The organism is Kitasatospora sp. NPDC056651, from assembly GCF_042792155.1.
In the GTDB taxonomy this organism is placed as follows: Bacteria; Actinomycetota; Actinomycetes; order Streptomycetales; family Streptomycetaceae; genus Kitasatospora.
This window is the reverse complement of record NZ_JBHTWX010000007.1, coordinates 61,571-81,349: the sequence shown is the minus strand read 5'-3', so window position 1 is coordinate 81,349 and position 19,779 is coordinate 61,571. Positions and strand designations below refer to the sequence as shown.

23 protein-coding genes, 1 tRNA gene and 1 pseudogene are annotated in these 19,779 nt (G+C 70.8%); 16 read left to right on the top strand and 9 right to left on the bottom strand.

From position 1 onward, the window contains the following. Window positions 1–35: 35 nt before the first annotated feature. A complete protein-coding gene (locus ACFRAR_RS05440; RefSeq protein ID WP_380695024.1) occupies window positions 36–1,262 on the top strand; it encodes a hypothetical protein in 1,227 nt (408 codons plus the stop codon). Window positions 1,263–1,323: 61 nt separating this feature from the next. Here the strand turns inward: ACFRAR_RS05440 and ACFRAR_RS05435 are convergent, their stop codons facing one another. Further along, complete coding sequence (locus ACFRAR_RS05435) at window positions 1,324–1,899, bottom strand: hypothetical protein (RefSeq protein ID WP_380695022.1); 576 nt, start codon at window positions 1,897–1,899, stop codon at window positions 1,324–1,326. Between the two features lie 26 nt (window positions 1,900–1,925). Then, on the bottom strand, window positions 1,926–2,375 hold the full coding sequence (locus ACFRAR_RS05430; RefSeq protein WP_380695020.1) for an ATP-binding protein: 450 nt from the start codon (window positions 2,373–2,375) through the stop codon (window positions 1,926–1,928). A 155-nt stretch (window positions 2,376–2,530) separates the two neighbouring features. Here ACFRAR_RS05430 and ACFRAR_RS05425 point away from each other — a divergent pair. The 9 genes and pseudogenes from ACFRAR_RS05425 to ACFRAR_RS05385 all read left to right on the top strand — a co-directional run. Beyond that, window positions 2,531–3,280 (top strand): annotated as a pseudogene (locus ACFRAR_RS05425) (Scr1 family TA system antitoxin-like transcriptional regulator); the annotation flags it as partial. An 82-nt stretch (window positions 3,281–3,362) separates the two neighbouring features. Then, window positions 3,363–3,572 carry a DUF397 domain-containing protein gene (locus ACFRAR_RS05420; RefSeq protein WP_380695018.1) on the top strand — a complete coding sequence of 70 codons (210 nt, stop codon included), beginning with the start codon at window positions 3,363–3,365 and terminating at the stop codon, window positions 3,570–3,572. 20 nt (window positions 3,573–3,592) lie between these two features. Further along, window positions 3,593–3,787 carry a DUF397 domain-containing protein gene (locus ACFRAR_RS05415; protein WP_380695016.1) on the top strand — a complete coding sequence of 65 codons (195 nt, stop codon included), beginning with the start codon at window positions 3,593–3,595 and terminating at the stop codon, window positions 3,785–3,787. A gap of 162 nt (window positions 3,788–3,949) precedes the next feature. Continuing rightward, window positions 3,950–4,468, top strand: coding sequence for a DUF6879 family protein (locus tag ACFRAR_RS05410; protein WP_380695014.1), 519 nt, complete (start codon window positions 3,950–3,952; stop codon window positions 4,466–4,468). A gap of 89 nt (window positions 4,469–4,557) precedes the next feature. Further along, a complete protein-coding gene (locus ACFRAR_RS05405) occupies window positions 4,558–4,755 on the top strand; it encodes a hypothetical protein (RefSeq protein ID WP_380695012.1) in 198 nt (65 codons plus the stop codon). After that, window positions 4,739–5,263 (top strand): DUF6879 family protein, encoded by a 525-nt coding sequence (locus ACFRAR_RS05400; protein WP_380695010.1) that lies wholly within the window; start codon window positions 4,739–4,741, stop codon window positions 5,261–5,263. Before ACFRAR_RS05405 ends, ACFRAR_RS05400 begins: the two co-directional genes overlap by 17 nt. After that, window positions 5,254–6,093: a Scr1 family TA system antitoxin-like transcriptional regulator gene (locus tag ACFRAR_RS05395; RefSeq protein ID WP_380695008.1), complete on the top strand. Its 840-nt coding sequence runs from the start codon at window positions 5,254–5,256 to the stop codon at window positions 6,091–6,093. The genes ACFRAR_RS05400 and ACFRAR_RS05395 overlap by 10 nt, the downstream gene beginning before the upstream one ends. A gap of 90 nt (window positions 6,094–6,183) precedes the next feature. Further along, on the top strand, window positions 6,184–7,632 hold the full coding sequence (locus tag ACFRAR_RS05390) for an ASCH domain-containing protein (RefSeq protein WP_380695006.1): 1,449 nt from the start codon (window positions 6,184–6,186) through the stop codon (window positions 7,630–7,632). Next, entirely contained in the window at window positions 7,625–8,035 is a 411-nt protein-coding gene (locus tag ACFRAR_RS05385) for a low molecular weight phosphatase family protein (protein ID WP_380695004.1), read from the top strand. The genes ACFRAR_RS05390 and ACFRAR_RS05385 overlap by 8 nt, the downstream gene beginning before the upstream one ends. A gap of 82 nt (window positions 8,036–8,117) precedes the next feature. On the opposite strand, the gene ACFRAR_RS05380 is transcribed toward ACFRAR_RS05385, so the two are convergent. Next, window positions 8,118–8,561: a hypothetical protein gene (locus tag ACFRAR_RS05380; protein ID WP_380695002.1), complete on the bottom strand. Its 444-nt coding sequence runs from the start codon at window positions 8,559–8,561 to the stop codon at window positions 8,118–8,120. Between the two features lie 195 nt (window positions 8,562–8,756). Between ACFRAR_RS05380 and ACFRAR_RS05375 the strand changes: the two genes are divergently transcribed. Further along, window positions 8,757–8,840: transfer RNA gene (locus tag ACFRAR_RS05375), tRNA-Leu, on the top strand. Between the two features lie 153 nt (window positions 8,841–8,993). Here ACFRAR_RS05375 and ACFRAR_RS05370 read toward each other — a convergent pair. The 5 genes from ACFRAR_RS05370 to ACFRAR_RS05350 form a co-directional block, all read right to left on the bottom strand. Beyond that, window positions 8,994–9,839: a hypothetical protein gene (locus ACFRAR_RS05370; protein ID WP_380695000.1), complete on the bottom strand. Its 846-nt coding sequence runs from the start codon at window positions 9,837–9,839 to the stop codon at window positions 8,994–8,996. Between the two features lie 161 nt (window positions 9,840–10,000). Continuing rightward, a complete protein-coding gene (locus ACFRAR_RS05365) occupies window positions 10,001–10,453 on the bottom strand; it encodes an NUDIX domain-containing protein (protein WP_380694999.1) in 453 nt (150 codons plus the stop codon). A 291-nt stretch (window positions 10,454–10,744) separates the two neighbouring features. Then, on the bottom strand, window positions 10,745–11,596 hold the full coding sequence (locus ACFRAR_RS05360) for a helix-turn-helix domain-containing protein (RefSeq protein WP_380694998.1): 852 nt from the start codon (window positions 11,594–11,596) through the stop codon (window positions 10,745–10,747). A gap of 33 nt (window positions 11,597–11,629) precedes the next feature. Further along, complete coding sequence (locus ACFRAR_RS05355; RefSeq protein ID WP_380694997.1) at window positions 11,630–12,175, bottom strand: DUF6879 family protein; 546 nt, start codon at window positions 12,173–12,175, stop codon at window positions 11,630–11,632. Then, complete coding sequence (locus ACFRAR_RS05350) at window positions 12,135–12,410, bottom strand: hypothetical protein (protein ID WP_380694996.1); 276 nt, start codon at window positions 12,408–12,410, stop codon at window positions 12,135–12,137. The genes ACFRAR_RS05355 and ACFRAR_RS05350 overlap by 41 nt, the downstream gene beginning before the upstream one ends. 338 nt (window positions 12,411–12,748) lie before the next feature. Here ACFRAR_RS05350 and ACFRAR_RS05345 point away from each other — a divergent pair, with 338 nt between their 5' ends. Next, window positions 12,749–13,969 carry a sensor histidine kinase gene (locus ACFRAR_RS05345; protein ID WP_380694995.1) on the top strand — a complete coding sequence of 407 codons (1,221 nt, stop codon included), beginning with the start codon at window positions 12,749–12,751 and terminating at the stop codon, window positions 13,967–13,969. Then, window positions 13,966–14,640, top strand: coding sequence for a response regulator (locus ACFRAR_RS05340; RefSeq protein WP_380694994.1), 675 nt, complete (start codon window positions 13,966–13,968; stop codon window positions 14,638–14,640). Before ACFRAR_RS05345 ends, ACFRAR_RS05340 begins: the two co-directional genes overlap by 4 nt. A 145-nt stretch (window positions 14,641–14,785) precedes the next feature. On the opposite strand, the gene ACFRAR_RS05335 is transcribed toward ACFRAR_RS05340, so the two are convergent. After that, complete coding sequence (locus tag ACFRAR_RS05335; RefSeq protein ID WP_380694993.1) at window positions 14,786–16,201, bottom strand: amidase; 1,416 nt, start codon at window positions 16,199–16,201, stop codon at window positions 14,786–14,788. A 133-nt stretch (window positions 16,202–16,334) separates the two neighbouring features. Here ACFRAR_RS05335 and ACFRAR_RS05330 point away from each other — a divergent pair, with 133 nt between their 5' ends. From ACFRAR_RS05330 to ACFRAR_RS05320, 3 genes are all read left to right on the top strand, one after another. Further along, on the top strand, window positions 16,335–16,949 hold the full coding sequence (locus ACFRAR_RS05330; protein ID WP_380694992.1) for a TetR/AcrR family transcriptional regulator: 615 nt from the start codon (window positions 16,335–16,337) through the stop codon (window positions 16,947–16,949). Window positions 16,950–17,168: 219 nt separating this feature from the next. Beyond that, window positions 17,169–18,416 (top strand): 3-phosphoshikimate 1-carboxyvinyltransferase, encoded by a 1,248-nt coding sequence (gene aroA, locus ACFRAR_RS05325; RefSeq protein WP_380694991.1) that lies wholly within the window; start codon window positions 17,169–17,171, stop codon window positions 18,414–18,416. A 106-nt stretch (window positions 18,417–18,522) separates the two neighbouring features. Next, a complete protein-coding gene (locus ACFRAR_RS05320; protein ID WP_380694990.1) occupies window positions 18,523–19,566 on the top strand; it encodes an RNA ligase family protein in 1,044 nt (347 codons plus the stop codon). The last annotated feature ends 213 nt before the right edge of the window (window positions 19,567–19,779 follow it).

The following is a 19,779-nucleotide window of genomic DNA, read 5'->3' as shown; positions in this document are numbered from 1 at the left end:
CCCTCGACCGCCAGGAGTCACGACAGGGGTGGGCGATGGACGACCGGATTCATCTGATCAGCGACGGCGACGGGCTCACGGTGCTCGGGGACCGGAAGGCCGTCGAGTGGTTCCTCGCCGCCGAGGGGCTGTGGTCGCGGTCGAAGGACCTCGGGGCCCAGGGACTCGGAGCCCAGGGGCTCGGACCGCTCCTCCGCGCCGGGGCCGGAGCCGCCCACGGGCTTGCCGGGATCGCCGCCGAGTCGGGCCGCTGGCTGCGGCTGACCGAGGAATCCGCCCGGCTCGTCAAGGAGTTCGGGCTGATGGAGAGCGGGACACCGGGTGTCGACTACGCGATGATCGGGAAGCCGGGCGCGATCCGGTCCTGGCTCCGGATCGCGCAGGGGCCCGGCTCGCTCCCGGGCAACCCGGCGGTCCTCTCCGGTGTCGCCGGGATCATGGCGCAGCTCGCACTCCAGCACGAGATGAGCGAGATCAAGGGCTACCTGGCGAGGATCGGCACGAAGGTCGACGACGTCCTCCGCGCCCAGCGGGACGCCGAGGTGGGGAGGGTGATCGGAGCGCGCCGCGACCTCGTGTCCGCCCTGAGGATCCTGGACCGGGAGGGCCGGGTCGACGACGACACGTGGTCGATCGTGCAGGGCAGGGCCAACACGATCTCGGACGCCCTGGGGTGGGTGGAGTGTCGGCTCGGCGCGCTCGCGGAGACGGTGGAGGGTGCGACCGGGATCGGTGACCTCGCCGGGGTGGTCGAGGAAGTGGACTCCCGGGTCCGGGAGTTGCTCGCCTTCGCGGCTCACTGCTTCGAACTCCAGGACGCGTTCGACGTGCTGTGGCTCGCACGGGTGGGGCAGACGACCCCGCGCAGGCTGGACGGGCGTCGACTCGCCCTGAAGGAGGACCGGCAGGCGCGGTGGGAGGACGTCGCACGGGGAATCCGGCACCTGATGGCACGCATGGACGCCGCTGCCGCCACGGCCGGATCCCAGGTGCTGCTGCACCTGTCGGCGCACCGGGCCGTGGTGAACCGGATCAACCGGGTCGGCATCGCCGTCGAGGACTTCCACCGGCTGCTCGGACGCGAGTTCGGTAGACCTCCGTTGACCGCGACACGGTGGCGGGACGCGGCCCGGGAGCTGCCGCAGCTGAGGAACGCGGCCGTGGAGGCGGGGCGCAAGGCGGCCGTGGGAGCCGTCGGAGTGGCGGCCGTGGTCCTGGCGAGCCGCGCCCTCGCCGGTGACAGGGGTGACGAAGAGGGCTGAGCGAGTGCCGCGTGGGAAGTCGGCGGGGTCGACTTCCGGTGTGCCGGGATTCAGCCGGGATTCAGGTGTGGGTGGCCTGGGTGCGGCAGTGGGTGAGGGCGTTCTTGACGCGGGCGTCGGGGCGGGGGGCGGCGGCCGTGAGGAGTTCGCCGGCGGCGGTGAGGCTGCTCCAGTAGGTGCCCGGGTCACCGGTACGGGGGAGTGGGTGGGTCGCGGCGAGGGAGAGGTAGGCGGTGGTGATCTTGCCGGTGGTGATCCAGCGCTGAAGGCCGTGCTGGTGGCCCGGGCGGATGCCGCCCATGGCGTCGATGGCCGCCAGGAGGAGAGCGACGACGGCGTGACCGGTCTCGTCGAGCTCCTGGGGGACGTCGAACACGCCGAGGGCTTCCAGGAGTTCGCCGGTGTCGCTCTCGGTGTCGGGGCGGGGGTTGGCGAGCAGGGCGTCGTGGCACTCCTCCAGGCGCCGGGCGGTCTCGGCCGGGGGGATGTCGAGGGCGAGGCAGATGGCCTGGGCGCAGGGCACGGGCTTGTGGCCGAGCCGGGCGAGCAGTGCGTACGTGGCGGCCGGGGTGGCGCCACGGGACAGGGTGTGGCGGGCGAGGATGGTGAGCGACGGCTGGTTCGCGGGCTGGATCATGGGGGCTCGGGCTTTCGTTCGGACGTTCAGACGGTGACGAGGGCGGGTCCGGCGGCGGGGCCGGTGGCGGGGGCGATGACGGCCCAGACGAGTTTGCCGATGCCACCCGGCCTGGGCGCGCAGCCCCAACGTTCGGCGAGTTGGTTGACGAGGTGGAGACCCCGTCCGTGTTCGTCGTCGAGGGTGGGGGTCCGGAGGGTCGGGCGGTCGGCGCAGGTGTCGTGGACTTCCAGGCGCAGGCGGTCGTGGACGAGGGCGAAGCGGATCTCGATGTGGCAGTCGTCGGGGGCGGCGGAGTGCTGGACGGCGTTGGCGAACAGCTCGCAGAGCAGGAGTTCGGCGGTGTCGGAGTAGCGCTCCCCGGCCGGGAGGCCGGAGAGGTAGGCGCGCAGCAAGTATCGGGCCAGAGGGGCCGATTCGGGGCAGGAGTCGAGACGCGCGACGAAAGTGCGGGGGCGGCGGCGGGTGGTGGGCATGGGGGACCTCGGGGGCGTAAAGGGGCGTGCGGGGGAGCGCGCGGTTCACGCTGTGCAAGCAGATCGCTGCGTTCCGGTAACAATGATCGGCTGCTGGGGCTACGGTGAAGCCCGGTTCCACGTGTTGAGCACGTGAAGCACAGCGAGGAGCGGTGATGGCACAGCGAAAGATCAAGCGCGGCCCGACGGCGAGCTCCGCGAAGATGTTCGGCGAAGAGGTGCGATACGCACGCGAGTACGCCGGGTTCTTGCAGGAGGAGCTCGCGAAGCTCATGCACATGGACCGGACGGTCCTCTCGCGGATCGAGAACGGCCGCCGGAAGCCTCTGATCGAGGAAATGGAGCTGTTCGAGAAGCTGTTGAACACCGGCGGGCTGTTGATGCGGTTGTACAGCCGGGTGGACTGGAACGCTTCGATCGATCATCCGGACTGGTTCCAGGAGTACGCGGACCACGAGGGCATCGCGGTCGGGATGCGGGCGTACCAGGAGACCGTGGTGTGGGGCCCGTTGCAGTGCAGGCCCTACGCGCGGGCGCTCTTCGAGACTGGCGAGGCGGTCGGAAACCCCGAGGAGATCGAGGAGCTGACCAGCGCGCGACTCAGCCGGCAGAGCCGCATCTTCACGCCCAACGGGCCATTGCTGCTCGCCATTCTCGGCGAGAGTGCCATTCGCACGGTCATCGGTGGTCCAGGCGTGATGCGTCGCCAGATGGAGCACCTGCTGAAGGTGGCCCAGCTTCCGAACGTCGTCATCCATGTAGCGCCGTTCGCGATCCGACGGACGCTCATCAAAACGGACATGGTGTTGCTGGAGCTTCCAGACGGGGAGCGCTGGGTCTACTCGGAGAGCCTGGAGCGAGGGCATCTGACCGATGCTCCCGAAACGGTGGTCAAGTACCAGCGGCGCTATGATCAGCTGCGGGGTGAGTGTCCGTCAGATAGCGAATCGCTTCGGTTTATCGCCGATGCGCTGGAGGGTTACAAGGATGATGAGCAACGAGCTCGCCGCGGCCGCCTGGCGGAAGAGCAGCTACAGCGGCAACGACGGCGGCAACTGCATCGAGGTGGCCCCCGGATTCCCCGGCCGCGTTCCGGTGCGTGACTCCAAGGACCCGCACGGCCCGGCCCTGGTGTTCCCGGCCGCCGCCTGGGAAGCATTCGTTGCGGCCGTCCGCACGGGCGACCTCCCCGCATAGAACTCCCCGAGGAGCTGCGTGTGTTGACCTGGCGGAAGAGCAGCCACAGCGGGGACGACGGCGGAGACTGCGTCGAGGTGGCCTCCGGGCTCCCGGGCCGCGTTCCGGTGCGTGACTCCAAGGACCCGCACGGCCCGGCCCTCGTCTTCCCCGAATCCTCGTGGGGCGCCTTCATCGAGGCCGTCCGAGCCGGCGACCTGCCGATCGAGGGCTGATCCGCCCCTCGACAGCCTCAACCCGATGGCCCCTGACCTGCGACACGGCAGGTCAGGGGCCATCGGTCTGGCCGACTTCTCGCGCAACCTTGCCACACCCCAACACCCCCTCGGCGCTACTTGCCGCACTGATCCCGTCCGCCGTACTGAAAGGCTGCGTCCGTGCTCAAAGGTGAAGACTTCGGCCGACTGTTCCAGACCTTCGAGCGGACGGCGTTCCGACTGGAGACACTCGCCGAGTACGACGTGGACGCGGAGCGCGAGGAGTTCGCGGACTTCCTCGCCGGAAAGGGACTGCCCGCGACGTGCTCCGACAGCCCGTGGGTCCGCTCCATGACGAGCCGTGGCAAGCAGGTGGGCAGAGTGCACGTGCTCAGCTCACCGCTGACGGACTACCTGCGCTACGAGATGGCCTCGTACCCCGGAAACATCAAGGCCGGGGAGACCATCGGCATCCTCGACACCACCCACCAGTCCGTCTCCGGCCTCCCGGACCACGACTTCTGGCTCTTCGATGACGCCAAGGTCTACCGGATGCACTACACGGACGCCGGACAGTTCATCGGTGCCGAGCTGCTGCCGGACGACCGGCTCGACGAGTACCGCCGCTACCGGGACATCGCCCTGGCCCACGCCGTGCCCTTCGAGGATTACAAGATCCTTAGTCCAGAACGGGAATAGTGCTCGGAGCGCGTGGACAGACCATCCGCGCCTTCCATACCGTTTCGGTCAGTCGGTCCATCCGAGGGCCGGCTTGGAGGGGGTTGGCCATGGCTCATCGACGGCTCACCGGAGGCGACACCGGTGACTGCAAGGACGGCGACTGCCCGAACGTGTACGTCACCGACCGGGGCACCCTCGTCTTCCAGGGCGACCGCTACGCGGACCTGACCGTCCCGACCCGCGAGAACGCCGTGGAACTGCCCGAGGACGTGGTGAAGGAGGCTGTCCGTGCTCTTGGATGGTGACGACTGGCAGAGGGTTCTGCACGGATTCGCGCGGTCCGCATTCCGGCTTGAAACTCTGCCCGCGTACAAGGTTGCGGGAGAAGCCGAGGAGATCGAAGAATTCCTGAACGGGAACCGGATCGACCCGGACACGTACACGTCCGGCTGGACGGACAGGCTGAAGGCCCACGCCGCCGCCGGTCGTACGGTTCAGCGAGTCCACATCGTCACCCGGCCGCTGAGTGACTACCTGCGGTACGAGTTCATGTACTACGAGCCGCACGCGAAGGCCGGAGAGGACATTCGCATTCTCGACCTGACGGACCGGTCGAACCCCGGACTCCCGAATCAGGACTTCTGGACCTTCGACGATTCGACCGCAGTCCTGATGAACTACGAGCCGGACGGCACGCAGATCGACCGCGTACTCGTCGAAGGCGACGTGGAGCAGTACCGAGAATGGCAGCGAATCGCAGTGGCTGAGTCCGTGCCGTTCGCGGACTACGCGAAAGAGCACGGGTGGCGATAGACCCTGAAGAGCTTGGCCACAGCAAGAGTGACCTAGCACAAGCACTGAGAGAAATACGGGTTCAAGCCGGTCTCGCTGGGGACCGGCTTGCTCGGCGTTGCGGCATGACGCAATCGAAGATCAGCAAGATCGAGACCGGCAGGACCATACCGTCCCTGGTGGACGTCGAGCTGATCCTACGGGCCCTCGAAGTGCCGGCCGAACTGGCACAGCGGATCCTTGACCTGGCCCGGGTGGCGAACACGGAGTGGCAGGATGTCCGCGCCCTCAGACGGAAAGGCCTGGAGAAGAAGCAGGCCGAGCTTGCGGCACTCGACCAGTCGTCCACCGAAATCCGCTACTTCCTGCTCTCCATGCTGAACACCCTGCTTGCCACACCGGAGTACATCCGGGCAAGCCTCGCCCATGTGCCAGGGGACACTTCCAAAGCGATAGCGAAGAAACTGGAACGCCAGACCGTCATCTATGATGATTCGAAGACGTTCACTTTCCTGCTCACCGAGCAGGCAGTCCGCTGGGCGATGATCCCCCATCGAGCCATGGTGATGCAGATCGACCGGCTCATTTCGGTGTCCAGACTCCCGAACGTTCACCTCGGGGTGATTCCGCTGGGAAAGTACATTCCGGAGAGTCCGTTGAACACCTTCACGGTGTACGACAACAGCCTTGCCACGGTCGAGACGGAAACCGGGATCGTCATCCTCCGAGACCGGCGGGACATCCAGGTCTACCGGGACGCTTTTGCCATGTACGAGGGTCACGCGCTCTTCGGCGAGCAAGCCTGTGAACGAATGGCGGATTGGTCGTCCCTCTTCCTCGGCGGTCTTTAGTCGCACACGGGAATAGTCGCCCGCGCCCTCTTCCGTAGGCCTTAATCTGGCCCTCCGCCAATCGGCTCACGAGCAGCGCGGAGGCACCACTTGAACACCACCGACCTTCTCAGGTCACCGAACACCGTTCTCGCCAACGCCGTTGACGACGCCCTGGACATTCTCCGTCCCCGCCTCCTGGAGGCCGGCACGGAACGGATCGAGTTCACCGTGGGGACGCAGCTCAACGGGCGTCCGCACATCGGCACGCATCTGGTGCAGAGCCTCTCCTTCCTCGTCGCGGAGCGGGCCCGTGACGAGTTCGGGATCGATACGACCGTGGACTTCGTGGCGCTGGACAACGCCCCGGCGGAGACCATCACCGACGACGGCCGGACCTACCAACTCACCTACCACCACCGGCTCGGAGACCACGGCATCCGCGCCCTGGTCGCCGAGTACTACGCCCCGCTCCTGGACGCGATGGCCAGCCGTACCGGCGTCGACTACCGGGTCAGCACCTACACCGAGCAGCAGAGCACCCCCGAGTTCCGGGCCGAGTTCCTGCGGACGCTCGACTTCCTCGACCGGATCCGGTTCTGGCTCGCCCCGGCCAGCGGCACGGCGCACATCCGGCTGCCCTGCCCGGTGTGCGGATGGTCCCAGAAGCACGCGGACCACACGCGGCTGCTCGAACTGGACGACTCCGGAGCCCTGTTCGAAGCGCTGTGCCACGAACACGGGCGCTACGAAGCCGATATCACTCCGCTCGGCGGCGGATACCTCGATCTCTCCACCCTGTACCGGAACGTGGTCAAGGAACGCTCCTACCACCCCGCCGGCGGCACCTTGCACGTGATGGTGAAGGGCGGTGACTGGGTCTTCGGCTGCCAGCTGGTGGACGGCGCCCACGCCGCGATCGGGGCCCCGGCCGCGCCCGTGCCGCTGCGCGTCTTCACCCCTCAAGTCCTCGGCAGCGACGGCGGGAAGCTCTCCAAGAGCCTCCTGAACGCGACTGCCGGCGCCGGAGACACGACGGCGTGGCTGCTCGACCCCGCCGCCTGGCCCGGAACGCAAGCGGACTACGTCGAAGCGCTCACGGGCGCGGCCGAGCTGATGCTCAGCAACCCGAGGCACTTCTACCGGTCCTACACCACAACCGCATTGGAAACCCTGATGACCACCCGCCAGCCTGCCGGGCACCAGTCCCGGGTACACGGCCGCCCCCGCAGCATCCAGATCTACCAGCAGTACTTCGACCTCATCGCCGACGGCTCCAAGACCGTCGAAGTCCGCGTCGCCTACGCCTCGATGAAGCGCATCAGGGTCGGGGACCTGCTCAACTTCACCTGCCGCGGCGCGGAATGCCTGACCCGGGTGACCCGCATCGGCACGTACCGGACCTTCAAGGAGATGTTCGGCACCGAGGACGTGAAGGCCGTCAACCCGCACGCGACCGAGGCCGAGCAGCTGCGCGCCATCCACGCGATCTTCCCGCCCGAGAAGGAAGCCCTCGGCGTGATCACGTTCGAGATCGAGCGGGTGAACTCCGGTGAGTGAGTGCAGGCGGGTCCTGGTGGTCTGCAAGGGCAACCACTGCCGTTCCCCGATCGCCGCCCTGATCCTCGCCGAACGCTCCGGGCGCGCGCTCGACGTCCGCTCGGCCGGTACCCGTGACTGGCACGTGGGCAAGCCCGCGCACCCGCTGATGATCGAGGCCGCCGCCGCCTTCGGCTACGACCTGACCGCTCACCGCGGCCGGCTCCTGGACGATGAACTGCTCGGCTGGGCCCACGACCTGGTCGCGGTCGACGACGAGACCGCCCTCGCCGTCGAAGTCGCCGCCGGCCCCCACCGGCCGGTGAGGATCCTCGGCTCGGGCATCACCGACCCCTGGGGCGGCGGCCCCGAGGACTTCGCCGCCGCCGTCCTGGAGATCCAGGAAGCCACGGCTCTGCTCTAGCCCGCCCGGCCCTGCCGACGCGAGAAGTCGGCCCGCCCGACTTCTCGCGCACCCCCTCCGGGCGCGCAGGCCGGAGGCTCGTTCAGCGCGGCCACTTGCCGGGCGTGCCGCTCGTGGCCACCTCGCAGACGGCGGGCCGGCCGGGGCCGGGGGAGGTGCCTTCCGCCACCACCCGGACGCCGTCCAGCAGGATGCGGCACTCGGCCTTCGCGTTGCCGGCCGGGAGGACCTCCACCCGGGCCTGCTCCCCGACCCTGACGAACACCGTCTTCTTCCAGGGCAGGCTCACCGGGCCGGTCGTCTCCTTCTTGTACGCGGAGTCGCTCCGGTCGGGGTTGTGGCCGTAGTGCACGTCCGTCGCGCGCGGCGTGCCGGTCTGGCCCGCCGTGGCTTCGTAGGTGATATCCCAGGCGGCGCCGGCCTTCCTGGCGAGCCAGTCGCTGTTCACCAGGACGACACCACCCGCCGCCAGCCCGGCGAGGGCCAGGCCGCCGACCGTGAAAGCGAGGCAGGAGGAGCGGGACATGGGACCTCACGTCGTTGATCGCGGCGCGGCCCCGCCGCTGCGGGGGCCCGCCGACTGGTCGGATTCTTCCCCTCAAGGCTAGGTATGCCGGATTTGCCCTGATGTACGACCATCGGACGATCTCGGGTCCCCCTCAGGCAGGGGTGGTCAGGAGCACCCCTCCGGATGGTCTAAGCTTTTCCTCATCACCCAGATGCGCGGGTGGCGGAATAGGCAGACGCGCTGGATTCAGGTTCCAGTGCCCGAAAGGGCGTGGGGGTTCAACTCCCCCCTCGCGCACAAACCGGAACGGCCGGTCGATCTTCGGATCGACCGGCCGTTCTGTTGTCCGGGGAAGCGGTCGCGAGGGCCGGGCCGGGGGTGTCCTCGCACGTCGGGGCGGTGGAGGTGCTCCCTCGATCGGGGGAGGGCGGCCGGGGTGGTCGAGGTGGCCTAATCGCCCGGGTCGGGGCCGGTATAGGTCGGTGAACGGAAGATGCGGCGGAACGCGTCGCGCCCGTGATGCTGGTTGAGCCAGTCGGTCAGGCTGGACAGGTCGCCACTGATCATGGCGGCGACTATGAACCCGTGCAGCGTCCCTGCATCGACCCCGGCCATCTCCGTGAGGAATCGCTGATACCGCTCCCCGACGCCGTGTTCATATCCGGCCATGGCCAGGCGGAAGCGGGTAGCCATGCCGGGTTCGGCGTGGTCGAAGTCGGACGGCTCCAACCGCCCCGTGGTGTCGCGGAACGCCAGCCGATCGGACGGTGCGAGGTGATCGGCCAGGCCCAGGCCGTCGGCTGCCATGGCGGCGATCGTCCGAGCCTCCCGATCCGTCGCCCCCTCCATGACGATCCCCAGGTTCCGGGTCGATGCGGAGTCTTCCTTGTCCCTCGACGAGTACGTACGGCCATGCTGGTCTCGCCAGTTGATCCCGTACCGGCTCCGGACCACCTGCCCGCCGTGGAGCCGGTATTCTCGGAACGATCCCCAGTGAAGGCAGTCATGAGCGTAGGACCGCAGGAGGTCGAGCGCCACCAGCTCGGGGGAGGCCAACCGGGGATCGCTCAGTCGCCCGTACCGGGTGATCACCGACGCCAGCTGCACGTGCCGGTAGCCCTGGTTCGGGTGGTGGAATCCGCCGAAGGCGTCGGGCTGAGTCGACCGCACCCCGACCCACACCCGATCAATCGGCAACAGCTGGTGCAACCCCAACTCCCGGTAGCGGTCGGCCAGCAGGGCCGCACCGCGCCGGAACACCTCCCGCGCCGACTCGTCCGCCCAGGTGTCCAGCACCCAGTGAAGCAAGCTATAGGTCGTGTGCGGGTGCACCTGGTCCGAGGCGGCCGTCGCCCGCCGCCCTGCCAGCACGTGTGCCAGCTCGGTGCGCTCGACCGGGTCTCCGGTCAGGTGCTCGTTCGGTCCCAGGCAGGAGGGGGTGAGCGAGCGGCCGAGAGTCAGAGTCGCTGACGGCGGATCAGCTGCCGGTGCGACTCCTGCACTCCCTCGGGGAGATTGTCCGGTGAGAACCATCGGGCCTCCAAGATCTCAAACGAAGCGACCTTGATCCGTCCACTGACGTACAGCGCCTCGTAGGCGACTTCGACGCGCAGCTTGAATCCGCTCTTCAGGTGCGCCAGCTCGCACACCTTCACCATGAGCCCGGTCTCCTCCCGGACCTCGCGGATGATCGTCTGTTCGAAGCTCTCGCCCTTGTCGGCGTAGCCGGTCGGCAGGCCCCACTGCCGTCCCTCCGGCCACATCCGGTGCTTCAGCAGCAGCACCCGGCCTTCGTCGTCGCGGACGACGCCCGTGACGCCGACCATGAACTTCGAGTGCCACAGCCACAGAACGCGCCACTGCATCGGGCCCCGGATGATTCGCCAGAGCCTGGCGGTGATCTTCTTCATGGTTTCGCCTCTTCATTGCTCGGTTCCCCGCGCGCCAATCGCGCGGTCGGCCAACGATCCCGCAATCGGTCCCCTTGCTGCCAAATCCCGTGATTGTCGGATAAGTTGGGGCGCGATCAACTCAAGCTGAGGCATCCCGGGTCGACCTCCGAACCGGCACGTCGGGCAGATGCGCTCCGGGTCAAGTGGGCGGTGCTCCGTCTGACCCTTCGCTCTCCCGCGGGTCGGTGGTTCGAAGGTACGGAGTGCCGACAAGCAGCCTCAAGAAAGTTGCGGGTAGTTGCGTACCGATCAGCCCAGCGTCCCTATGGCGGCCGTGATCAGTCCCCGAGCTTCACGCCCGTAGACGGCGTGTGTCTGCAAATCAGCGAACGTCTGCACGTACTCGCGCACCTCGACGGGGGTCGTCACGTTCACGGCAGCGGAGACCAGTTCGACTTGCACCCTCCGGTCGTCATAGACCCGGAAGGACTCAACGGGCCACATGCTGCGCTCAGCGGTGAATGGGATGATCCCCAGGCTGACGCGCGGCAGTGAGATGACAGCCAGCAGGTGCCCGAGTTGGCCCGCCATGGCTTCCGCGTTCCCAAGGCGATACCGCAACACGGCCTCTTCGACGACGAATGCGAAGCGGTGATCACCAGCGTGGATCACGTTCGCCCGCTCCATCTTGGCAGCGATGGCCCGTTCCATGTCGTCTGGCGTCCGGCTTTCATCGGCGAAGCGAGACATGATCGCGGTCGCGTAGGCCGACGTCTGGAGAACTCCGGGGATCACGTCCGAGGTGTAGAAGCGAAACACCTTGGTCTCGTCGTACAGCTTTGCGTACGAGTCCTGGAGGCTCCGGAGGCCGCCGGCCCTGAGCCTCCGCCACTCGACGTACATCGACTCGACGGCCCTGGACGCGGCGATCAGGTCGTCCACCTGGTCGACGGCGTCGCACGCGGCACACCACGCCCTGATATCGGCTTCGGACGGTGCGGCCTGTCCCTCCTGGATGCGAGAGGTCTTGGAAGGGTGCCAACCACACCGGGCAGACAGCTCACGTCCATTGATCCCCACATCCTTCCGGATGCCCTTGAGCCGATCGGCGAGCGCCTTCCGGGCCGCCTGGGCGCTTGTGGACGGGGGTGATGACGACATGAGCGGACTGTCCGGGGTTCGTGGCTGAGAGGGTCAGACGTGGTACTGCTCGTGCGGGATGCCTCGGTCCCAGACCGCTTCGAAGGCGTCCACGCACAGCTTCGCAACCGCCGGCTCGGTTCGGAGTTCCTTCGGAGGTTCGGCCCAATCTCCTTCGCCGGTGAAGTGGTTGAAGACGACCGTCTCTCCGTCGAAGATCCAGAAGTCGTTGCCCGGAAGAGCCAGGTCCGACGCCAAGCGCCTCGGCAGCCACCGGACCTGCTCGCCGGACGCGAGGTTGACGACGGTGCCGCCGTGCTCGTAGCGGATGTAGTCGGTCACGGGCTCCGACACGATCCGGGCACGGCGGATCACCACACCACGGGCAACGGTCGCTGCGATCTGCTCAACCCATGGGCGCCAGTAGTCCGAGTTCGGGTCGTTGTCCCGCTCGCCCGTCTGCTGCCAGCGCCGAAAGCCGGACGACTCGCCGCCGACGCTGTAGGAGTCTCGCATCTCCAGATGTACCGCTGATCGCTGAGCCCTGGCCAGCAGGTCGTCAAAGCTGGGAACCACCAGCTGCTCCGCGTTCTGCGACATCGCACGCCTTCCTGATGATCGGCACCATGCGTGCCGGAATCCGCATGACAAACTCGTGAGCAGGAATCCCCGCCGAGTGGCCGGGAACCCAACTCTTGCCGCCCACCTCAGCGGCCAGCACCGCATCGGCCATCTCGCCCTGGAAGATCAGATCCGCCGTCTCCTCCTCCACCCACACCGTGGGCGAGCCGTCCTTCTCGGTGGTGGGATCCATCCCAATGAACTCTAGGCCCACGACTACCTCCCGTGTCGAGTCCGTTGCAGGTGCTTGAGCCCGTCACCACTACCCGGCGCCAGGGGGCGCAACACATCGCACCCGCCAGCCTGCCAAGGGCTGCCACGCGTGCCACAACAATCCGCGCCGGGTGGAACGTTGGTCGCGTGACCAACGCATGACTGACAGAGCCGCACAAACCGGAACGGCCGGTCGATCTTCGGATCGACCGGCCGTTCTGTTGTCCGGGGAAGCAGGCGCGAGGGCCGGGCCGGGGGTGTCCCCGCACGTCGGGGCCGTGGAGATGCTCCCTCGATCGGGGGAGGGCGGCGGCCGGGGCGGCAGGAATACTGGCGCACATGATCAAGGGATTGCGGCCGCTGTTTCGCAGGTCGACGTACACGGGTGTGCTCTTCGCGGTGCTCGGGGCACTGGCGGCGCTTCCGCTGGCGATGGTGGCACTCGGACTGACGCTGGGCCTGGACGGCCGGCCGGAGGCGGCCTGGGTGGGCCTGCCGGTGTGGGCGGTGCTGCTCGCGGCGGCCGGCCTGTCGCACCTGGTGCGCCGGGTGCTGGTGGCGGTGGCACGGCGGCTGCTGGGCGTCACACTGCCCGCCCCGGTGAAGGGCGCCGCGGGGGAGCGGTGGCGGACGCCGGCGTTCGTGCTGGCGCACGTGGCGCTGGGCTGGACGGTGCTGATCGGCGGCAGCACGCTCGTGGTGATGGGGCTGGCCGTGCCGGGGCAGCCCGCGGAGGGCTCGGCCCGGATCAGCCTCTTCGGCTGGGCCCGGAACGTCACGGGTGTCTGGAGCTGGCTGCTGGGGGCGCTCTGCCTGGCCCTCGCGGCGGTGCTGTTCGCGGCGGTGTCGGGCGCGCTGCGGTGGCTGGCGCCCCGGCTGCTCGGCCCCTCGCCGGCCGAGCGGCTCGCGATGGCCGCCGAGCGTGAGCGGCAGCTGGCCGAACGCAACCGGCTGGCACACGAGTTGCACGACTCGATCGGGCACACGCTGACCGCCGCCACCATCCAGGCGGCCGTCGCGGGCGAGGTGCTGGCCGCCGACCCGGTGGCGGCGCGGGCCGCCATGCGCAGCATCGAGGAGTCGACCCGGGCCGCGCTGGAGGACCTCGACTACGTGCTCGGTGTGCTGCGCGAGGAGGAGGCGGGCGCCGCGCCGGTGCGGACCCTCGCCGACCTGCCCGAGCTGATCGACCGGCTGCGGCACGCGGGCGCCGTCGTGGTGCCGCAGACCTCCGGGGACCTGACGCAGGTGCAGGGCACGCTCTCCAGGGCCGCGTACCGGATCGTCCAGGAGGGCCTGACCAACGCGCTGCGGCACGGCGCGGGCGGACCGATCGAGCTGCGGGTGGCGGCGGGGGCCGAGGAACTGGAGCTGACCGTGGTGAACGGGGTGCACGGCGGCGCGCGGGGGCCCGGGGCGAGCGGCTTCCCGACCTCCGGCCACGGCCTGCCGGGACTGGCCGAGCGGGTGCGGCTGCTGCACGGCGAGTTCGAGTCCGGCCCGGACGGCGAGGGACGGTGGCGGCTGGCCGTCCGGCTGCCGGTGCGGTGGTCGGCGTGAACGGCCCGGGCGGCGACGTCACCCTCCTGATCGCCGACGACGACCCCATCACCCGCAGCGGCCTCGGCACCCTGCTCGGCGCCCAGCAGGGGATCGAGGTGGTCGGCCGGGCCGCCGACGGCGTCGAGGCGGTCACCCAGGCCCGGATCCTGCGCCCGGACGTGGTGCTGATGGACGTGCGGATGCCACGCCGCAACGGCATCGAGGCGACCCGCGAACTGCTGCGGGAGCACGACGACCCGCCCCGGGTCGTGGTGATCACCACCTTCGAGAACGACGGCTACGTCACCGCCGCGCTCAGCGCCGGTGCCAGCGGCTTCGTGCTCAAGCGGCTGCCAGTCCCGCAGATCGCCGAGGCGGTGCGGGTGGTGGCGGCGGGGGAGGCGGTGCTGTTCCCGGCCGCGCTGCGCCGGATGGTCGCGGCCCGGCCGCTGGACTCGGCCGAGGCCCTGCCGCGGGCGGGGCTGACCGGGCGGGAGGAGGGGGTGCTGCGGCTGATGGCGACCGGGCTGTCCAACCCGGAGATCGCCCAGTCGCTCGCGGTGAGCCTGGAGACGGTCAAGACGCACGTGGGGAACGTGCTGGCCAAGCTCGGCGCGCAGAACCGCACCCACGCGGTGGTGATCGCGTACGAGAGCGGGCTGGTGGTGCCGGGGCTGCCGGGGGCGTGACGGCGGCGGACTCCCTGCTCGGGACGACGCTCCGCGCGGGTGGGCCCGCTACCTGCGGCGGAGCCTGCGCCGGCGCGCCTAGCGGGACCCGGGGCGAGCTACGGCCGGGGCCCGTTACGGCCCGGACCCTACGGCCGGGGGTCCGCTACCGCTTCGGGTCGATCGGGGCGAGGGTGCCGCAGTGGTCCTCGACGGCTTGGGCGGCGTCCAGGCAGAGGTCCTCGCGGAAGGCCCGGCCGACGAGCTGGACGCCGGTGGGCAGGCCGTCCGGGTCGAGGCCGGTGGGCACGGCGACGGCGGGGACACCGGCGAGGGTGCTCGCCGAGCAGAGCCGCATGGCCAGGGCGACCCGGTCGCGGCCCGCCTGGTCCCGTGACTCCAGCCGGGGTTCGACCGGCGGCTCGCTGAACACCGGTCCCAGCAGCAGCGGGTACTGCCGCAGGAACTCCGCCCAGGCGCGGCGGACGCCCATCCTGGCGCTCAGCAGGTCCATCAGGCCGGGGGCGTCGGTGGCGGGCGGGGCGGCGCGCATCGTGTAGTCGATGTAGCGGTCGCCGCCCTCGCCCAGCAGCTGCCGGACGGCGGGCCAGCGGGGCGCGAACTCGGTGACGGGCAGCCGGTGGTAGGTCTCCAGCGCCTCGTCCAGCCGCGGGACGTCGGGGACCTCCTGGACGTCGTACCCGGCGTCGCTCAGCGCGTCGGCGGCCTCGGCGATGGCGCGGCGGACGGTGGGGTGGACGCCGTGGCCGCCGGGGTCGGCGACGACGGCGATCCTGATCGGGCCGTCCAGCGGCTCTCCGTACAGCGGGACGGGTACGGCGCGCGGGTCGCGCGGGTCGGTGCCGGCCAGGGCCTCGTAGGCGAGCCGCAGGTCGGCGACCGTACGGGCCAACGGGCCGTCGGTGACCAGGACTTGGGAGGCCGGGCCGGGGTCGGCCGGGCCGATCACGCGCTGGTCGGCGGGGAACCGGCCGGTGGTCGGGTTGAGGGCGGCGATCCCGCAGAAGGAGGCGGGGATGCGGACCGAGCCGCCGGAGTCGTTGCCGAGCGCGAGCGGGGCCATCCCGGCGGCGACGGCCACGCCGTCCCCGCCGCTGGTGCCGCCCGGGGTGCGGCGGGAGTCCCAGGGGTTGCGGGTGTCGCCGTACAGCTCGCTGCGGGTGTGCATCCCGGCGATGACCAGGGTCGGCAGGTTGCTGTGGCCGATCGGGATCGCCCCGGCCGCGCGCAGCCGGGCCACCGGGACGGCGTCGGCGACGGCGATGTGGTCGCGGAAGTGCGGGGTGCCGAAGGTGGTGGGCACGCCGGCGATCGGGGTGCTCTCCTTCACGGTGAACGGCACGCCCGCGAGCGGGCCCAGCGGCTCGCCCGCGGCCCGGCGGCGGTCGGTGTCCCGGGCGGCCTCGCGGGCGCGGTCGGCGAGGAGCTGGGTGACGGCGTTCAGCTCGGGGTTGACCTCGGCGATCCGGTCCAGGTGGCTGTCCGTCACGTCCAGCGCCGACACCTCGCCGGCGCGCACGGCGGCGGCGAGTTCGGTGGCGGGCTTGCTCCACAGGGGCATGGGGGTCTCCTCCGGTCGGTTCCGATGCGGTTGCATCGGAACCGCACCATAGCCCAGAAGCCGATACGCTTGCATCGAAAAAATCGGGCCGCTGCCGGGCGGCGTCCACGGACCACGGGGCAGGAGACGGACGATGCCGAAGCAGGTGGACCTGGAGGGCCGACGCCGGCAGATCGCCGAGGCCGTCTGCCTGCTGGTGGACGAGCACGGGCTGGAGGGCGTCACCCTGCGGGACGTGGCCGCCCGGGCGGAGGTCTCGATGGGGGCCGTCCAGCGCTGCTTCCACACCAAGGAGGAGATGCTCCTGTTCGCGCTCGCCCACGTCGGCGAGCGGGTCAGCGAGCGGGTGCGCAGCCGGCTCACGGCCGGCCCGGCGCAGTCGGCGGCCAGCGAACTCGGGCTGGTGGCGGGCGAGGTGGCGCTGCTGCGGGAGGAGCACCGGGCCGAGGCCAGGATCTGGCTCGCCTTCGTGGCCGGAGCCGCCGTCAACCAGGCGCTGGCACGGACCCTGCGGAGCAGCTACGCGGCGCTGGAGGAGCTGATGGTGCGGCTGATCACGGAGGCCGCGAGTGGCGCGGGGGAGGGCGCGCAGGCCGTGGGCGGCGCGGTGTCGGCGCGGGCCGAGGCCCGGACGCTGCTCGCCCTCGCCGACGGGCTCACCGCGCACGTGCTGGTCGGGCACCGGACGGTGGCGGAGGCCGAGGAGGTCCTGCACGCCCACCTGGCCGGGCTCTGGGCGCGCTGCTGATCCGCCGGGGTGAAGCCGGCCGGGCGACGGGACGAAGTGCTGCGCGCCGTCCGGAAGTTGTCCGCCGCCGTGCCGCCTCCCCGCGGCGCCGCCGTCCGCCGCCGGCGCCGCCCGTCCAGTCCGTGGATAGTCGGGTACGGCGGGCTCCGGGTGGGGCAGGATCGGAGCCGAGTCCACTGGAGACACCTGTCGGACACCCATGTGGGGGGAGAGCCTGTCGTGACCGCTGTGGAGATCCCGGGGTCCAAGTCCATCACCGCCCGGGCGCTGTTCCTGGCCGCCGCCGCCGAGGGCGTGACCACCCTGCGCCGCCCGCTGTCCTCGGACGACACGGAGGGCTTCGCGCAGGGGCTGGACACCCTCGGGTACCGGATCGAGCGGACCGGGGAGGCGTGGCAGGTCGAGGGCCGCCCGGCCGGGCCCGCCGTGCCGGACGCCGAGGTGTACTGCCGGGACGGCGCCACCACCGCGCGCTTCCTGCCCACCCTCGCCGCCGCCGGCCACGGCACCTACCGCTTCGACGCCTCCGCCCAGATGCGCCGCCGCCCGGTCGCCCCGCTCACCCGGGCGCTGCGCGAACTGGGCGTGGAGCTGCGGCACGAGGAGGCCGAGGGACACCACCCGCTGACGGTCCTCGCCGACGGCGTCCGCGGCGGTGAACTCACCCTGGACGCCGGGCAGTCCTCGCAGTACCTGACCGCGCTGCTGCTGCTCGGCCCGCTCACCAGGGACGGGCTGCGGATCACCGTCACCCGGCTGGTCTCGGCCCCGTACATCGGCATCACCCTGGCGATGATGCGCTCCTTCGGGGTCGAGGTGAAGCGCGAGCGGACCCCGGCCGGCGAGGTGTTCGACGTGCCCCCCGGCGGCTACCGGGCCGCCGACTACCCGATCGAGCCGGACGCCTCCACCGCCAGCTACTTCTTCGCCGCGGCCGCGCTGGCCGGCCGGGAGGTCACCGTCCCGGGCCTCGGCCGGGACGCGCTCCAGGGCGACCTGCGCTTCGTGGACGTGCTGCGGCGGATGGGCGCGCGGGTCGACGTCGCGGACGACCGCACCACGGTGGCCGGGAACGGCCCGCTCGGCGGGATCACCGTCAACATGCGCGACATCTCCGACACCATGCCCACGCTCGCCGCCATCGCGCCCTTCGCCACCGGGCCGGTGCGGATCGAGGACGTCCACAACACCCGGGTCAAGGAGTGCGACCGGCTGGAGGCCTGCGCCGACAACCTGCGCGCGATGGGCGTCACGGTGGCCACCGGGGACGACTGGATCGAGATCCTGCCCGGCACGCCGCGCCCGGTCGAGATCACCACCCACGCCGACCACCGGATCGTCATGTCCTTCGCCGTCACCTCGCTGCGCACGCCCGGCATCACCTTCGACGACCCGGGCTGCGTGCGGAAGACCTTCCCGGGGTTCCACGAGGCCTTCGCGGAGCTGCGGGGCGCGTGGGGGGTCTGACCCGGCCGCCCGGCCAGGGCCTGACCGGGGCCAGTCCCGGCCGATGACGTGGGCGGGCCCGAATCCCGGTTGCCGGGAGACGGGCCCGGCGGCGAGGATGCGGTTCGTGTCCGAGACGGTGTTCGAGACGGTGTCCGAGGGCCCGGAGCTGCGGCCCTACCCCAAGATCCCCGCCCGCACCCGCTCCGGCGGCCCCGGCAGCCGGGTGTGGACGGCGACGGAGAAGGTGCACGGGGCGCACTTCGCGGTGGTCTGCGAGGGCGGCTCGGTGCGGGCCGCGAAACGGCGCGAACTGCTGGACGACGAGGGGCTGGACGGCTTCTTCGGGGTGAGCCGGATCTGGCCCGGACTGTCCGTCGCGGCCGCCCGGTTCGCCGCCGCGGTGCGCGGACCGTGGGGCGACCGCGCCAGGGTGACGGTCTACGGCGAACTCGCCGGCGGCCGCTACCCGCACCCCGGGGTGCCCGCCGTCCCCGGAGTCGAGCCGGTGCAGACCGGCGTCTGGTACGCCCCCGGCCTGCGCTGGCTGCCCTTCGACGCCACCGTCGAGACGCCCGAAGGCCGTCGGTGGATCGAGGACCGCGTCCTGCGCGCCGAGGCGCGGGCCGCCGGGCTCACCTGCGTGCCCCTGATCGGGCACGGCCCGCTGAACACCCTGCACGACCTGCCGGTGCGCTACCCGAGCCGGGTGCCCTCGCTGTTCGACCTGCCCGAGCTGCCGGACAACCTCGCCGAGGGGTACGTGCTCAAGCCGGCCCGCGAGTGGTGCGAGTCGGAAGCGGCCCGCCCGTTGGTGAAGGTGAAGCAGCGGGCCTTCGCCGAGGACGACCGTTACGACGGTGCCCGCCCGTACCTGCCTCCGCCGGAGGGCGCGGCCGGTGTCCCGGCCTGGCTGCTCGTCCAGGCCTCGGCGCTGCTCACCCCCGCCCGGGCGGCGGCGGCCGTCAGCAAGCTCGGGCCGCGCACCCCGGCGCAGGCGGTGGCGGTTGAGATCGCGCAGGACGTGACGGACGAACTCGCCGAGGCCCTGGGCGGGTTGGAGGCTCCCGTGCTCGCCGCGCTGTGCCGGGCGCTGGAGCCGGGCGCGTGGGCCCTGGCGGCCTTCGACGCGGACGACCGGCGCGGCCCCTGCGGCTGCCGGGCGGACTGAGGGCGGGGCTTCCGGCCACGGGCGCGCTGTCGGACGGGCGAGCTGACGAGCTGACGAGCTGACGAGCTGACGGGCTGACGGGCGGGCGGGACCCTGGGCGAGGGTCCCGCCCGTCGCCGCGTGCACGAGGGGGCGCGGGCCCTGTGTCGCGCGCCGGTCGGTTGCCGCGCAGGGGGTTCTCCGCGACCGGCTCTTATTGTACTGTCCGTCTAA